Here is a 14,056-nt window from a genome sequence, read left to right on the forward strand (position 1 = left end):
TATGGTGGCGCCGATATAGACCGCGATTTCGGCCAAAGTCTTGCCAAATGGCGGAAAACGACCAAATGTCGCGCACGCTTGCCAAACCTCTCGCCCGTTGAAAATTACCTTTGCCGGCACCTTACGGCCATCCCCGAAAGCAGGACCTGATGACGTCGAGACCATCCATTTCCTTCGCCAAATTCGCCGCGCCTAAAAAGGGCAGCGTCTTCGTCTTCGCGGCCGATGACGGCGGGCTCGGCGAGGCGGCGAAAGCCTGCGATCCGGCTGGTGCATTGGCTCGCGCCTTTCCGGTCGCCGACTTCTCCGGCAAATTCGCAAGCTCGGCCGAGGTGCTGGCGCCGGAAGGAACGCCGGTCGACCGGCTGGTGGCGGTCGGCGCCGGCAAGGTCTCGAGCCTCGACGACAATGCCTGGCTGAAGCTCGGCGGCGCCGTTGCCGCTTCGCTGCGCAAGGCGACCGAGGTGGCCGTCATCCTCGACCTGCCGGAGCTGCAGCCCGACGGTCGCCAGGCGGCGAGCCTTGCCGCGGGCATCCTGCTGCGCAGCTATTCCTTCGACAAATACAAGACCAGGAAAGACAAGGAAGAAGGCCAATCCGACACGAAGGCGGGCAAGCCCGCCAGGGTAACCATTCACTGCGCCGATCCCGCTGCCGCGAAGAAAGCTTTCGCCGGCGAGGAAGCGGTGGTCGACGGCGTGCTGCTTGCGCGGGATCTGGTCAACGAGCCGGCCAATGCGCTTGGGCCCGTCGATTTCGCCGAGCGCGTCAAGGCGCTGGAGCAGCTCGGCGTCGAGGTCGAGATCCTCGCCGAAAAGGAGATGAAGAAGCTCGGCATGGGCTCGCTGCTGGGCGTCGCGCAAGGCTCGCCGCGCGGCGCGCGCCTGGCTGTGATGCGCTGGAACGGCGGCAAGGCCAAGGGCGCGCCGCTCGCCTTCATCGGCAAGGGCGTCACCTTCGACACCGGCGGCAATTCGATGAAGCCGGCCTCCGGCATGGAGGACATGAAGGGCGACATGGGTGGTGCCGCCGCCGTCACCGGGCTGATGCACGCGCTCGCGGCGCGCAAGGCGAAGGCCAATGTGGTCGGCGTTATCGGCCTGGTCGAGAACGCCGTCGACGGCCATGCCCAGCGTCCCGGCGACATCGTCACCTCGATGTCGGGCCAGACCATCGAGGTGCTCAACACCGATGCGGAAGGCCGCCTCGTTCTGGCCGACGCGCTCTGGTACGCCAACGACCGTTTCAAGCCGAAATTCATGATCAACCTGGCGACCTTGACCGGCGCCGTCATGGTGGCGCTCGGCCAGCATTACGCCGGCCTTTTCTCCAACAATGACGAGCTTGCCGGCCGGCTTTTCGGCGCCGGCCAGGCATCGCAGGAGCGGCTATGGCGCATGCCGCTCGGGCCCGAATACGACAAGCTGATCGATTCCAAGAACGCCGACATGAAGAACATCGGCGGCCGCTATGGCGGCGCCATCATCGCCGCGCAGTTCCTGCAGCGCTTCGTCAAGGACACGCCCTGGGCGCATCTCGACATCGCCGGCACCGCGATGGGCGCGCCGTCGAGTGAGATCAACCAGTCCTGGGGCTCGGGTTTCGGCGTGAGGCTGCTCGATAGGCTGGTCCGCGACCACTATGAGGGTTAGGTTTCCGGGATGACCGACATCCTATTCTACCATTTGACCGAATCGACGCTCGAGGAGGCGCTGCCCGGCCTGCTCGAGCGCAGCATCGAGCGCGGCTGGCGCGCGGTAGTGCAGACCGGCACGGAAGATCGCCGTGACGCGCTCGACCAGCATCTGTGGATTTTTCGCGACGATTCCTTCCTGGCGCATGCCACCGACCGCGAAGCCTATCCGACCGAGCAGCCGATCCTGCTCACCACCGGCGAGGGCAACCAGAACGCCGCGCAGATCCGTTTCCTGGTCGACGGCGCGACGCCTCCCGACTTGTCTGGCTACGAGCGCGCCGTCTTCCTGTTCGACGGCCATGACGCGGCACAAGTCGAAGCCGCACGCGGCCATTGGAAGACGATGAAGGAGGCCGGCCACGCCGTCACCTACTGGCAGCAGACCCAGGACCGACGCTGGGAACGCAAGGCTTAGATCGTGAACTCGTAAATTAGCGTCCGATTCTGACCTAGTGCGGACGTTGGCAGCACCTCACGGAGGCATGTCCTGACTTCATGACAGAGTTGAAGTTCAGTTTAGACACACTTGAGACAGGAAGTGATGAGTTCCTGACGGAAACTCACACGGCTCAGCTTGCGGCCAATCCTCACTACGATGAGGTCTACATTCGATGGAACAAGCTGTTCGCGAAAGCTGACGCTCGTAAACTGAAGGTGATCCGGTCTGTATACAGCGTCCAGATATGGTGCGACATCACACGCGCGGCGGTCAATTCTATCGTGCAACTTCCTAACCTTAGGGCACTTCATTTGCTGGGTATTTCTCGGGCCGGTCGCTTGGACGGTTTTAGAACGGCCGAAGCTCTTGAGGAGTTTAGCTGTCTGTGGGGTGTAAGCAGCAGTGATCTGTTGCAACTTGCACAGCTTCCAGCTGTCAGAAAACTCACCGCGCAAAGGGCGCGCATTACGGAAGAATCCCTTGCAGCGCTCCTGGACAATCCGTCGCTGGCCGAACTGGACTTTGAGGACTCAAGGTTCTCCGACGATTTTGCGCGGATGGTCTCGCATTCGAAGGCAATCACAGCTTTGGAACTTGGCGCCACAGACATCACGGCAGTTGGCCTCCAGGCGATCTGCAAGATGTCGCAGCTGCGTTGGCTCGACATATGGTCAACGGGTATCGTTGAACACGATCTCAAAATGCTGTCACAGCTCCCGAACCTTGAATATTTGTCCATTGGCGGCCACGAAGGCCAAACAACCTTGACCGCTGCAGGAACTCTGGCAACGCTATACGAAATCCCGTCTTTGAAAACAGTTTGGTTGGACGGATTGCATGTCACTAAGCAGGATTGGGTAAAACTCACCGAGCGGTTCGAAAAGGTTTGGGTGTCATCGGTTATCGACGGCTAGGCCGAGGTCCCAAAGAGCCAGGTCCGCTCTCCACCCCCTTACGAACGCTGGCCCTAAAGAGTCTGTGTTCTCTGCGCTTTACGAGCGACATCGCGTCCGCCACGCATCCGATCTCGGATTAGCCGGAGGACGCCATGCTGCTCGCCGACAAGGGCTACGATGCGAACATACTTCGCACTGCCATCACCGACCGGAAGGCATGGGCGAATATTCCACCCAAGGCCAGTCGCAAAGACCCGATCTGCGTCGCAATCCGCATCTGGCTACGCGATAATGTGTCTACATGCTAGCTCGCAAGTCCGGCACTATCCTGAAGATGCCGCCACAGCGCCTCGGCCACAGGTCCGTGCGGCATGTCGCGTCGCCGCACCGCGGCCACAGTTTCGGCGCGGCCGGGAATATGCCGGCCGGCAATCGAGATCAGCCGTCCGTCGCGCAAGTCGTCCTCGATCAACCAGTCGGGCAAATGACCCCAGGCGAGCCCGTGCAGGCGACGATCCTCGGCGCGGAACTCCTGCTTTTGCCGGGCGTCCACCTGCTCAATGTCGAGCGTCCGGCGGAGTTCATGGAAGCGGTGACGGGTTTCCTTCGGAAGCGATGATCTGGCAGTGCGGCATGAGCTTGGAAACGTCGCTATCGATCGCTTTTTGCGCTAGAAAGGGCCAAGCTGATGCGGCGGGGGGAGAATGCGGATCAGGATCGTCGGAACCGGCAGGGCGGTGCCGGCTGAGCGCGTCACGACGCGGACGCTGGAGGAGCGGCTCGGCCTTGGCCATGGGGCGCTGGAAACCGCGACCGGCGTCGTCGAGCGCTATGTCTGCGAGGGCGAATCGCAAATCGATCTAGCTTGCGCCGCCGCGACGCTGGCGCTTGAGGATGCCGGGCTCGATCCCGGCACGGTCGACCTGATCATCGGCGGCTGCGGCGTGCCTTACCAGCCGCTGCCGGCGACCGCGCCCTTGGTCATGCAGCGCCTTGGGCTGGCCGACGGCTCGGCCGCCGCCTTCGACGTCAACAGCACTTGCCTGGGCTTCCTCACCGCCTTCGAGACCGCCGGCCGCATGATCGAGGCCGGGCAATGCGAGACGGCGCTGGTGTTTTCGTCCGAGGTCGCCTCGCGCGCCTTGCCGTGGCAGGATGCGCCAGAGATCGCCGCGCTCTTCGGCGACGGCGCCGCGGCCGCCGTGCTGCGCAAAGGCGGTCAAGGCGAGGGCACGGTGGCGGCCAGCCTGATGCGCACTTATCCATCTGCGTGGGAAGCCTGCGGCATCGGTTCGGGCGGCACGCGCTTCGATTTCCGCAAGGAGCAGGAAGCGTTCGCGGCGCACAGCCTGTTCCACATGGACGGCAAGGAACTGTTCCGGCTCACTTCACGCCATTTCAACGGCTTCGTCGCCGCTCTGCTCGAGTGCGCCGGCTGGCGGCATGGCGATGTCGATCTCGTCGTGCCGCACCAGGCGAGCCCCTTCGCGCTTGCCCATATGGCGCGCCAGACCGGCTTTGCGCCTGAAAAGCTCGTCGACATCTCCGGCCGCTTCGGCAACCAGATCGCGGCGTCCATTCCCTTCGCGCTGGACGTCGCGCGCCGCGAGGGCCGCGTCGCGCCAGGCATGAAGCTGCTCTTCCTCGGCACGTCGGCCGGCGTCTCCTTCGGCGGCATGGCGCTGGAGGTCTGAGGATGGCCGTGCTCGTCACCGGCGCCAGCGGTTTCTTGGGCTCGCATGTGCTCGAGCGGCTGGCTGCGTCCGGCACGCTGGCGCTCGGGCTCGGCCGCGATGAAGCGTGCTGCGCCGCGCTGGAGGCCGCCGGCCATCGTATCGTCCGCCACGATCTCGCGCAGCCGCTCGACCCCGCGTTCGATCCGAGGCTTGGCAGGGTCGAACGGATCATCCATTGCGCGGCGCTCTCCTCGCCTTTCGGACGCCTCGCTGATTTCGAGGCGGCCAATGTCACGGCCACGCGCAACCTTGTCGATTTCGCACAGCGGCAGGGTGTCAGCCGCTTCGTCCACATCTCCAGCCCGTCAGTCTGCTTCGCCTTCCGCGACCAGCTTGGCCTCAGCGAGGACGCGGCCTTGCCGGAGCCCGTCAATCACTATGCCCGCACCAAGCGCGAGGCCGAAAAGATCGTGCTCGGCCAGCCCGCCATCCATCCGGTGGCGCTGCGGCCGCGCGGCATCTACGGCAAAGGCGACCACACGCTGCTGCCGCGCCTGCTCAAGGCGGCAAAGAGCCGGCCGCTGCCGCTGTTTCGCGATGGCCGGGCCGCCATCGACCTCACTCATGTCGACGACGTCGTTGACGCGGTGATGGCGGCGCTTGCCTCGCCCGGGGAGGCGGAGTGCCAAATCTTCAACATCTCCGGCGGCGAGGTGCTGCCGGTCCGCCGCATCGCCGACGAGGCCTGCGCCCGCGCCGGTCTCCAGGCGCGCTGGCGGCCGACGCCGCTCATGCCGGCGATGCTGGCGGCGGGCCTGATGGAAGCGGTGGCGCTCCGGTTGCCTGGTCGGCCTGAGCCGCCGGTCACCCGCTATGGGCTCGGTCTCTTCGCCTATGCGCAAAGCCTCGATCTTTCCAAGGCCAAGCGAGTTCTCGGCTGGACGCCGAAAATCTCGTTCGAACAGGGGCTCGACCGCACGTTTTCCGGTGGGGCGCAGGCATGAAGCTCGTCTTCGCCAGCAGCGCCTGGGTGAGCGCCGCCGAACGGCTGATCCTGCGCGGCGGCAGCTGGCAGAGCGTCAGGCTGCGCGTCCGCTACGGACTGATCTTTCACCCGGCTGCCGGGCCTGTGCTCATCGACACCGGCTACACCCAAGAAGCTTTGAGCGGGGCGCGGCGCAGCCGCATGCTTCGGCTCTACGGTGCGCTGCTGAAACCCGAGCTCAACGCTGCCGAACAGGTCCTGCCGGTGCTTCGGCGTTTCGGCCTGTCGCCCGACGACATCCGCACGATCATCGTCACCCATTTCCACGCCGACCACATTTCGGGCCTGTCGCTGTTCCGCAACGCTCGCTTCATCGCCAGCGATGCCGCCTGGGCACGGGTCAAGGCGCGCAGCCCAAGGCAGAATCTGCGGCACGGCATCTTCACCGAACTCTTCCCGCCGGATTTCGAGACAAGGCTGGAGGCGTTGTCCGCGAAGCGGCGGGTCGAGGCGCGCGAAGGCGTGCCAGGCGGCGCCGATCTCTTCGGCGACGGCAGCGTCATCGCGGTCGACCTTCCAGGACATGCCGACGGCCAGTTCGGCCTGCTGTTTACCGGACCGGCCCGGCCGCTGCTCTACGCCGTCGATGCGCAATGGCTGCTCGCTGCATTGACCGAGAGCCGCACGCCGGGTTTCCCGGCCACCCTGGTCGCCGAGGATGCCGAGGCGATCGAGCCGACCAGCGCCATGTTGCGCCGCTTCCTCGCTTCCGGCGGCGAGGTGATGCTCTGCCATGATCCCACGCCGACGTCTTACGACCTTGCGCCGGAGGCTGCATGAACGGGCTGGCGGAAGCGGCAGGCTCCTTCGCCTTAACGCGCTGGGTCTCGCGGAAGAGCCGCGCGGATTTCGAGCGCTGGCAGGCGGCCGCTTTGCGGCGCTTCCTTGAGCGCGACCTGCCGCGCGCGCCCTTTTACGGCAAGGCGCCGGCGCGCCTCATCGATCTGCCGGTCACCGACAAGGCGCTGCTGATGGCGCGCTTCGACGAATTCAACATCCACCGTCTCACCGCCGCGCAAGCCTGGGCGGCCCTGGCGGGCGATGGCCGCGCCGGGCCACTCACTATCGGCGCCAGCACCGGAACATCGGGCAATCGCGGCCTGTTCGTGATTTCCGAGGCCGAAAAATACCGCTGGCTGGGCGCGATCCTGGCCAAGGCGGCGCCCGATCTTCTGTGGCGCGGCATGCGCGTCGCCGTCTTCCTGCCGCAGAATACCGGGCTTTACGACGGCGCCCGCAAATCGCGCCTGATAAAGCTCGCCTTCTTCGATCTGACGCTGGGGCCGGAAAGCTGGCGCGGCGCGCTCGAAGCCTTCGACCCGACGGTGATTATCGCGCCGCCGAAAATCCTGCGGCATTTCGCGAGCGAGGGTTTCCGTCTGCGTCCGAAGCGTGTCTTCTCGGCGGCTGAAACGCTGGATCCGGTTGACCGTCCGGTTATAGAGGATTTCTTCCGGCTGCCGCTCGATCAGATCTACATGGCGACCGAAGGCCTGTTCGCGGTCACCTGCCGCCACGGCGGACTGCATCTTGCCGAAGACTCCGTCTTCTTCGAATTCGAGCCTGCGGGCGAGGGGCTGGTGACCCCGCTGGTGACGGCCTTTCGCCGCCGAACACAGATCATGGCGCGCTACCGGATGAATGACCTGTTGCGCTTGTCCGAGGACCCTTGCCGCTGCGGTTCGCCGCTGCGCTGCGTCGACGAGATCGTCGGCCGCATGGACGATGTGTTCCGGCTCATGTCGCCGGATGGACCGGTCCTCGTCACGCCGGATGTGCTGCGCAACGCCGTGCTCAAGGCCGATCGCCGCATCGACGATTTTCGTCTTGTCCAGACCGGGCCGGACAGGATCGAGCTCAGCCTTCCGCCGACGCTTCCGGATGATGCGGCGGCGGCCGCGCATCAAGCGGTGCAAGCGTTGCTGGATGCGCGAAAGGCGGTCGCCACCGTCACGCTCGTCCGCGCGCCGCTCCCGCTGGAAACAGGCCGCAAGCTGCGTCGCGTCGAAGCCCGCCTGGAGCGCGCGCGATGAGCGGCGCGGCGATGGCGCAAAGGCCTGTGCAGCAGCAGGCCGACCGGGTCGAGAACAAGCCGGCAAAGGTCGAGACTTTTGTAAGGCTTTTCAATGAGATGCCGGTGCGCCACCTCATCGCCAATCTGGACACGAAAGTCGAGACGTTCGAAATCGCCGGAGGCATTTTTCCGCTGACGTTGAACGACGAGGGCAAGGCGCACAACTGCTATATCTGCTGCCCGACCAGCGCCTATATCGACTACGCGATGGATGAGACGCGCAATTTCGCCGCCCATCCGCTGCTGCGGCGCGCTCTGAGTACCCTGATCGGGGCCTGCGCGCCGCTGGTCAGGGCAAGCGGCCTCGACCGTCAGGCGCAGGTCAACAACTGGCTCTATTCGACCAACCCGGTGCCGCTGCTCGATCGGCCGGCGATCGCGTCGCTGCGCGCGGCCTTGACCGCGCGTTTCCCCGATCGCGCCATCGTCATCCGCTCGTTGAACGATATCGCCGACCCGGCGACCATTGCTGCCTTAAAGGCCGAGGGGTTTCGCATGCTGGCGGCCCGCCAGATCTACATCTTCGCCGATCGCAGCGCCGCGCCCGCAATGACGCGCGACATGAAGCGCGACCGCGCCCGCTTGCGCGCAACACCGTTCGAGCGGGTCGGCAATGGCGATTTCACCGAGGCCGATTATGGGCGCGCCGAGCAGCTCTACACCATGCTCTATCTCGACAAATACACGCCGCTTAATCCGCACTACACCGCCCGCTACATCGCCGAAATGCACCGGCGCGGCATCATCAGCCTGGCGGGATTGCGCCGGCCGCGCGGCGAGCTGGTCGCCGTCACCGGCCTGTTCGAAAACGGCGGCACGCTGACCCAGCCCATCATCGGCTATGACACCAGCCTGCCGGTCGCCGGCGGGCTTTATCGCATGATGATGGCGGTGGCGCAGGACCATGCCACGGCGCGCGGCCTTTTCTTCAACATGAGCGCGGGTGCCGCAGATTTCAAACGCCGGCGCGGCGCTGTCGCCGCGATCGAATACAACGCCGTCTATGCCGGGCATCTTGCGCTTCGCCGACGCATGGCGATCCGCGTCATGGAGACGGTGCTGGCATGGGTCGGCATCCCTCTGCTCAGAAGGTTCGAATTGTGAGCGAGCGCGGCGGGGAAGCCCATTGGCAGGCGGTGGCGTTGTCGACCGACATCGACAGGCGGCCGAAGCGCATCCTGTTCGACGGCGCGCCTGTGGTGCTGTTCCGCTCGGCGCAAGGCATTGCGGCACTTTTTGATCGTTGCCCGCACCGGCTGGTCGAGCTGTCGACCGGCAGGATCATCGGCGGCGAGATCGAATGCCCCTATCATGGCTGGCGGTATGACGGCGAGGGACGCTGCACCGCGATCCCCGGCCATGTCGGCGCCATGCCGCATTACCGGGTCCGTCGCTTTGCCGCGATCGAGCGCGACGGCGTCGTCTTCATTTCTTCCGGCTCGACGACGAGCGAGCCTTACCTGCACTGCATGCAGGGCAAGGATGTCATCGTTCGGCGGGTGCGCTCATCGACACAGTCGACAGTTATCGATGCGGCAGAAAACATCCTCGATGCCACTCATACCCATTTCACCCATAAAGGCCTGCTGCGCGGCCTGACCTCGAAGCGCCATCTGGTGCGGGTCGAGGTGACCGGCGGCGAGGGCTGGGTCGAGGCCTGCTACACCGGCGAGGACCGTCAGCAGGGCCTGATCAGCCGGCTCTTGGAAGGCGAGCGTGCGAAGACCATTGGCCGCTTCCGCCATCCCGGCATCGCCGAGCTCGAATATTGGGGCAGGGACGGGCTGGTCTTAGCCACCACCTTCCATCTGCGCCAGGCGGATAAGCACACCGTCGAAGGTATCGGCTGGCTGATCGGCCGGCGCCAAGGCCTGCTCGGCGAGCTGAAGGCGCTGGCCTTCAAGCCGCTTTTCAACATCGCGCTGCACCAAGATCGCCGGGTGCTGAAATCGGCCAGCGACAACGCCCGGCTACCGCCGCAAGCCCTACCGGTGATCGGCCCGCTCGATTTCCTGCGCCGCGACATCGCCGCGATCATGGATGGGAAGATGCCAGCGGCTGCGAGCGAGGCAAGGGTGCAAGAGATTGAACTGTGAATTATAGTTCACATATCTTGATTTGCTTGTATCTGTGAATTATAGTTCACATATGATCGATGTTCGGCAGACCGAGGAATTCAGGAAGTGGCTGCGGGACCTCAAGGATATCCGGGCTGCCAGGAAGATCGCTCAGAGGCTTATCCGTGTTGGGGCCGGTCTGTTGGGGGACGCCAAATTCTTCGAAGGCATAGGCGAGCTTCGGATCGACTACGGGCCGGGTTACCGCGTCTATTTCGTCCGGCGCGGCAGCACCATCATCATCCTGCTTTGCGGAGGTGACAAATCCTCCCAAGACAGAGACACCCAGAAAAGCCAAGCAGATGGCAGACGAGGTTTAATATGGCTCTCAAAACCACACCGTTCGATGCTGCTGAATATTTCGACGACGCGGAGTCCCAGGCCGAACTCCTTGCCGACGCCTTCGAAACCGGCGACGCAACCTATATCGCGCACGCGCTTGGGGTTGTCGCCCGTGCGCGCGGTATGACAGCTGTAGCCAAGGATGCTGGCGTTACGCGCGAAGCGCTTTACAAAGCGCTGAGTGAAAAAGGCGATCCACGCCTCAGCACGCTGCTCGGTGTAACCAAGGCGCTGGGCTTGCAGCTCGAAGTCAGGCCGATCGGCCCTGGCTCGCTCGGAGCTTGAATCGCGTCAACAAGGCCCATTCCACTCGATGTCGCGCGTCGACGCCGCCTGCAGGCTGATGCGTTCGCGTAATGCCACTCGCGCGATCTCCGCCAGCGCTGGCCATTGAGCCCGGACAGGCGCGGGGTCGCCCGGCCAATCGAGCAATTCCTGGCCCCCGCGCATCGCCTTTCGGAATTCGCCAAACCCGCCCGAACGCAGCGCCACCGGCAATCCGTAAATCCACATCGCGAGCCGCACCGTTTGCGGGGCGATGACGTCGGGCGTGACTTCCTGACCGTCGCCGAGCACGGCATCCACAAAGCGCCCCGGATCGCGAAAGAAATGCAGGCCGCTCACCGCGCGCGGATTGCATTCGAGCGGCAGCACACGGCCGCCCGGCTCGCGCATCAGGTCGAAGGAAATCTGCCCGGTCCACGTGGTGCCGGCCACGATCCGCTCGACCAGCTCGCGTGCGGCGTCGTCCTCGACCCGCTCGAAGAAGATGCCTGCGCCCTTTCCGGCACGATAGAGCGAGCGGTAGAGTGCGAGCGCCTTGAGCCTGCCCTGGCGCGCTACCGCATAGGCGCTGATCTCCTCGCCCTCGACAAAACGCTGCGCCACCCAGGGCATGGGGGCCGAGGGCGCGATCGCATCGAGCGCTTCAGGCGGCGGACGCAGCAGCACATGGCTGGCAAAGCGCGACCAGACCGGCTTGAACGCCAGCTCGCGAGAGCGGCCGCGCACGACCTCCATATCGCTACGCGAGCTGAGCAGCGTCGTTTCCGGCACCTCCAGCCCGAGTCGTTCGGCGAGCCGGATGAAGCCGTGCTTGTTGTGGACCTCCGCCAGCAGCTCGATATCGGGCGCGAACATTTTTGCCGGCATGCTCCTGCCGCGCCAGGCAAGCGCAAGGTGAAAGACCTCCTCGCAGGTCGGGACGACGAGGCCGATGCCCTCGGCCCGGATCAGCTCCTCAACCGCATCGGCATAAGTCCGCGGCTCGAAGCGCGGCGGCGGCAATCGATGATAACGTGCGCAGGCTTTGCTCGCCGCCGCGATCGGCCGCGCCGGCGTGTCGGCCAGGATCACCCTGTGGCCCGCGCTATGGAAAAGGCGCGCCAGATGCAGCGCAACCGGCGCCCGCGCCCCGGTAATCAGGATGGATCCGTCAGCCCCCGGCATCGCTCATTCGCGTCGTTCCCGTCACGAAAAATCGTTGCGCGAAATCGGCGTGGTTGGCAACGCGGGCAGCGATCGGTGCCGGAGCGGCAAGATCATTTCTTACGCGGCTTCGCCTTCTCGGCCGCCGGCTTGCTTCGGCCAATGCCAGCCTTCGCCCTCGCCATGCGTGGCCTGCGGCCGCGCCACATAGGCGAGCGCGCCATTGGCCTCGAGATAGACGCGCGACAGCATCTCGGCGAGCACGCCCGATGTCACCGCCTGCAGCGCGGCGATCACCAGGAAGAAGCCGGTGATGAGCATCGGTCGCGTGCCGATGTCCTGCCCCCAGAAAACCTTGATCGCTAACAGATAGGCAAGGATCAGCGAGCCGAGCACGCCGAGCACGATGCCGATGCCGCCGAAGAAATGGCCGGGCCGCGTGCGGTAGCGCAGGAAGAAGAACATGAAGACGAGGTCCAGCACCACGCGGAAGGTGCGCGAGATGCCGTATTTCGACTGGCCGTGGATGCGGGCGTGATGCGTCACCACCTCCTCGGCGATGCGGCGCGGCGTCGTCACCGTCGCGAGCCAGGCCGGGATGAAGCGGTGCATCTCGCCATAGAGCCGCACGCTGCGGATGACGCTGCCGCGGAACACTTTCAGGCTGCAGCCATAGTCCTTGAGCTGCACCCCGGTGACGCGCGCGATCAGCCTGTTGGCGATGCGCGAGGGCAGGCGGCGCATCCAGAAACCTTCCTTGCGGTCCTTGCGCCAGCCGGCGACGAGGTCGAGATCCTCGGTCAGCAGGCGGTACACCATGCGCGGAATGTCGAACGGGTCGTTCTGCAGATCGCCGTCGAGCGTCGCGATGACATCGCCGCGCGCGGCGTCGAGGCCGGCCTGCATGGCTGCGGTCTGCTTGTAGTTGCGCACCAGTTCCACGCCATGCACATGCGGCCCGTATTGGGCCGCCAGCCGGCGGATCTCGGCGGGCGTGGCGTCGGTGCTGCCGTCGTCGACCAGCACCACTTCCCAGGGCTGGCTGTAATTTTCCATCGCCTGATGGATGCGGACCAGCAGCGGCTCGACATTGTCGGCTTCGTTGTACATCGGGACGACGATGGAGAGCTTGTGCTCGGGCATGACGGCGCCCTCGGGCAATCCGGAGGCCGGAACGGGAAGCACGTTCATGGCGGTCATTTCCTTGCCGGCCCCGCCGCCGGGGTTTCCGGCAGCGTCGATTTCGAGGGGAACAGCCAGGCGATCGCACCGGTTGCGACCGCCGAGCACAGGATGAAGAGATGCAGCGCGAGCGCGGCCTGCAGGCCGTCCTTCATGGCAATGCCGGAATAAAGCAGTGCGGCGGCCGCGCCCGCTTCATAGGTGCCGAAACCGGCGACACCCTGTACCGGCAGGATGGCGGCCGCCTCTGCCCCGACCGCGCCGGGAAAGGCGGTCTGGAACGAGGTGTCAAGCAGCATGGCGAGCAGCCAGCCCTGCACGCCGAGCTTCAGCGCCCAGTTGGCCATCGTCCACCACCAGCCGTAGCGCGAGCGTCCCGTCGCTTCGGTGAAGATGTCGCGCAATTTGCCGAGCGTCGAGACGATCCTGCCGCCCGCCGTCCAGTTGTGCGGCGCGCGCGCCCAGCGCGGCAGGTACCATGCGGCGGCGATCAGCGCCGCGATGCCGGCGGCCCGCAGCGCCGGATGCATGCCCGGCCAAACCAGGCAGGCCAGCACCCCGACGACGAAAGCGTCCTGCAGCCTGAACCACAACAGCGAAGCGCTGGCGCGCACGATCGGCACGCCGAACACCTGGCGCAAAAGGATCGGAAAGGCCGTCTCGCCGCCGCGGAACGGCACGATGTTGATCATCGCATTGTGGACCAGGATGACGCGAAGCACGGCGCCGAAGCGGCCGTTCACGTCGTCGCGGAACTCGTCGCAGACACGCAGCGCCCTGAGCACATAGGTGACGAACAGCGCCGCCGCGACTGCCGCGAAGGCGCCTGGCGTAATGGAGGCGAAGGCATCGCCGACCATCTTCCAGCGCTGGTCGCTGGCAAGCCATGCCAGCAGAGCCAGAGTGACGATTATCGATATCGCTCGCTTCAAACAGGTCTCCAACGGGGCCGCCCGGTCGGGGCGGAAGCGCCATTCGAGGGCCTGCAAAGGGGGCGCTCTCGAATGTCGGCCCGGTCGACGCCGGTCCGATATCGGATCCGTGCCGGCTTTTTCAAGGCGCTGTTCCTATAGAGCAATTCCAGGAAAAGTGTGAGCGGTTTTCCGTCCGGAATTGCGTCGAAACAAAGAGATAGAGCGGTTCGCCGTTTCCGTGAAACGG

The 14,056-nt window shown here is 65.1% G+C and carries 14 protein-coding genes and 2 pseudogenes; 12 read left to right on the forward strand and 4 right to left on the reverse strand.

The window, feature by feature from the left end; translation table 11 throughout:
* Positions 1-149: 149 nt before the first annotated feature.
* The 4 genes and pseudogenes from FJ980_RS00085 to FJ980_RS35175 form a co-directional block, all read left to right on the forward strand.
* Positions 150-1,652: a leucyl aminopeptidase gene (locus tag FJ980_RS00085; protein ID WP_140540862.1), complete on the forward strand. Its 1,503-nt coding sequence runs from the start codon at positions 150-152 to the stop codon at positions 1,650-1,652.
* A 9-nt stretch (positions 1,653-1,661) separates the two neighbouring features.
* Positions 1,662-2,111 (forward strand): DNA polymerase III subunit chi, encoded by a 450-nt coding sequence (locus tag FJ980_RS00090; protein WP_140540863.1) that lies wholly within the window; start codon positions 1,662-1,664, stop codon positions 2,109-2,111.
* An 80-nt stretch (positions 2,112-2,191) separates the two neighbouring features.
* A complete protein-coding gene (locus FJ980_RS00095) occupies positions 2,192-3,049 on the forward strand; it encodes a hypothetical protein (protein WP_140540865.1) in 858 nt (285 codons plus the stop codon).
* 134 nt (positions 3,050-3,183) lie between these two features.
* Positions 3,184-3,282: pseudogene (locus FJ980_RS35175) on the forward strand (IS5/IS1182 family transposase); the annotation flags it as partial.
* Between the two features lie 53 nt (positions 3,283-3,335).
* On the opposite strand, the gene FJ980_RS35180 reads toward FJ980_RS35175, so the two are convergent.
* Positions 3,336-3,584, reverse strand: coding sequence for a LysR substrate-binding domain-containing protein (locus FJ980_RS35180; RefSeq protein ID WP_348640637.1), 249 nt, complete (start codon positions 3,582-3,584; stop codon positions 3,336-3,338).
* Between the two features lie 151 nt (positions 3,585-3,735).
* On the opposite strand from FJ980_RS35180, the gene FJ980_RS00105 reads away from it, so the two are divergent.
* The 8 genes and pseudogenes from FJ980_RS00105 to FJ980_RS00140 all read left to right on the forward strand — a co-directional run bounded on the left by FJ980_RS00105 (position 3,736) and on the right by FJ980_RS00140 (position 10,570).
* The gene (locus FJ980_RS00105; RefSeq protein ID WP_140540869.1) at positions 3,736-4,725 is read left to right on the forward strand and encodes a 3-oxoacyl-[acyl-carrier-protein] synthase III C-terminal domain-containing protein; all 990 of its coding nucleotides are present in this window, start codon (positions 3,736-3,738) and stop codon (positions 4,723-4,725) included.
* 2 nt (positions 4,726-4,727) lie between these two features.
* Positions 4,728-5,711, forward strand: a complete 984-nt coding sequence (locus FJ980_RS00110) for an NAD(P)-dependent oxidoreductase (RefSeq protein ID WP_140540871.1) — start codon at positions 4,728-4,730, stop codon at positions 5,709-5,711.
* The gene (locus FJ980_RS00115; protein ID WP_140540873.1) at positions 5,708-6,532 is read left to right on the forward strand and encodes an MBL fold metallo-hydrolase; all 825 of its coding nucleotides are present in this window, start codon (positions 5,708-5,710) and stop codon (positions 6,530-6,532) included. Before FJ980_RS00110 ends, FJ980_RS00115 begins: the two co-directional genes overlap by 4 nt.
* Positions 6,529-7,785 carry a F390 synthetase-related protein gene (locus FJ980_RS00120; protein ID WP_140540875.1) on the forward strand — a complete coding sequence of 419 codons (1,257 nt, stop codon included), beginning with the start codon at positions 6,529-6,531 and terminating at the stop codon, positions 7,783-7,785. The genes FJ980_RS00115 and FJ980_RS00120 overlap by 4 nt, the downstream gene beginning before the upstream one ends.
* Positions 7,782-8,930, forward strand: a complete 1,149-nt coding sequence (locus tag FJ980_RS00125; protein ID WP_140540877.1) for a GNAT family N-acetyltransferase — start codon at positions 7,782-7,784, stop codon at positions 8,928-8,930. The genes FJ980_RS00120 and FJ980_RS00125 overlap by 4 nt, the downstream gene beginning before the upstream one ends.
* Entirely contained in the window at positions 8,927-9,922 is a 996-nt protein-coding gene (locus FJ980_RS00130) for a Rieske 2Fe-2S domain-containing protein (protein WP_140540879.1), read from the forward strand. Before FJ980_RS00125 ends, FJ980_RS00130 begins: the two co-directional genes overlap by 4 nt.
* A 52-nt stretch (positions 9,923-9,974) precedes the next feature.
* Positions 9,975-10,238 (forward strand): annotated as a pseudogene (locus tag FJ980_RS00135) (type II toxin-antitoxin system RelE/ParE family toxin); the annotation flags it as partial.
* 26 nt (positions 10,239-10,264) lie between these two features.
* A complete protein-coding gene (locus tag FJ980_RS00140; RefSeq protein WP_140540881.1) occupies positions 10,265-10,570 on the forward strand; it encodes an addiction module antidote protein in 306 nt (101 codons plus the stop codon).
* Positions 10,571-10,576: 6 nt separating this feature from the next.
* Here FJ980_RS00140 and FJ980_RS00145 read toward each other — a convergent pair whose 3' ends face one another.
* From FJ980_RS00145 to FJ980_RS00155, 3 genes are all read right to left on the reverse strand, one after another.
* Positions 10,577-11,641: a hypothetical protein gene (locus tag FJ980_RS00145; protein ID WP_246676250.1), complete on the reverse strand. Its 1,065-nt coding sequence runs from the start codon at positions 11,639-11,641 to the stop codon at positions 10,577-10,579.
* A gap of 192 nt (positions 11,642-11,833) precedes the next feature.
* Positions 11,834-12,904 carry a glycosyltransferase family 2 protein gene (locus FJ980_RS00150; protein ID WP_140540884.1) on the reverse strand — a complete coding sequence of 357 codons (1,071 nt, stop codon included), beginning with the start codon at positions 12,902-12,904 and terminating at the stop codon, positions 11,834-11,836.
* Between the two features lie 5 nt (positions 12,905-12,909).
* The gene (locus FJ980_RS00155) at positions 12,910-13,827 is read right to left on the reverse strand and encodes a lysylphosphatidylglycerol synthase domain-containing protein (RefSeq protein WP_140540886.1); all 918 of its coding nucleotides are present in this window, start codon (positions 13,825-13,827) and stop codon (positions 12,910-12,912) included.
* Between the last annotated feature and the right edge of the window lie 229 nt (positions 13,828-14,056).

This window comes from Mesorhizobium sp. B1-1-5 (genome assembly GCF_006443065.1).
Classification (GTDB): domain Bacteria; phylum Pseudomonadota; class Alphaproteobacteria; order Rhizobiales; family Rhizobiaceae; genus Mesorhizobium.

What these genes read in the sequence shown, in the direction of transcription:
- FJ980_RS00085 (WP_140540862.1), top strand. Translation starts at nt 150, where the DNA reads ATGACGTCGAGACCATCCATTTCCTTCGCCAAATTCGCCGCGCCTAAA.
- FJ980_RS00090 (WP_140540863.1), top strand. Translation starts at nt 1,662, where the DNA reads ATGACCGACATCCTATTCTACCATTTGACCGAATCGACGCTCGAGGAG.
- FJ980_RS00095 (WP_140540865.1), top strand. Translation starts at nt 2,192, where the DNA reads ATGACAGAGTTGAAGTTCAGTTTAGACACACTTGAGACAGGAAGTGAT.
- FJ980_RS00105 (WP_140540869.1), top strand. Translation starts at nt 3,736, where the DNA reads ATGCGGATCAGGATCGTCGGAACCGGCAGGGCGGTGCCGGCTGAGCGC.
- FJ980_RS00110 (WP_140540871.1), top strand. Translation starts at nt 4,728, where the DNA reads ATGGCCGTGCTCGTCACCGGCGCCAGCGGTTTCTTGGGCTCGCATGTG.
- FJ980_RS00115 (WP_140540873.1), top strand. Translation starts at nt 5,708, where the DNA reads ATGAAGCTCGTCTTCGCCAGCAGCGCCTGGGTGAGCGCCGCCGAACGG.
- FJ980_RS00120 (WP_140540875.1), top strand. Translation starts at nt 6,529, where the DNA reads ATGAACGGGCTGGCGGAAGCGGCAGGCTCCTTCGCCTTAACGCGCTGG.
- FJ980_RS00125 (WP_140540877.1), top strand. Translation starts at nt 7,782, where the DNA reads ATGAGCGGCGCGGCGATGGCGCAAAGGCCTGTGCAGCAGCAGGCCGAC.
- FJ980_RS00140 (WP_140540881.1), top strand. Translation starts at nt 10,265, where the DNA reads ATGGCTCTCAAAACCACACCGTTCGATGCTGCTGAATATTTCGACGAC.
- FJ980_RS00150 (WP_140540884.1), bottom strand. Translation starts at nt 12,904, where the DNA reads ATGAACGTGCTTCCCGTTCCGGCCTCCGGATTGCCCGAGGGCGCCGTC.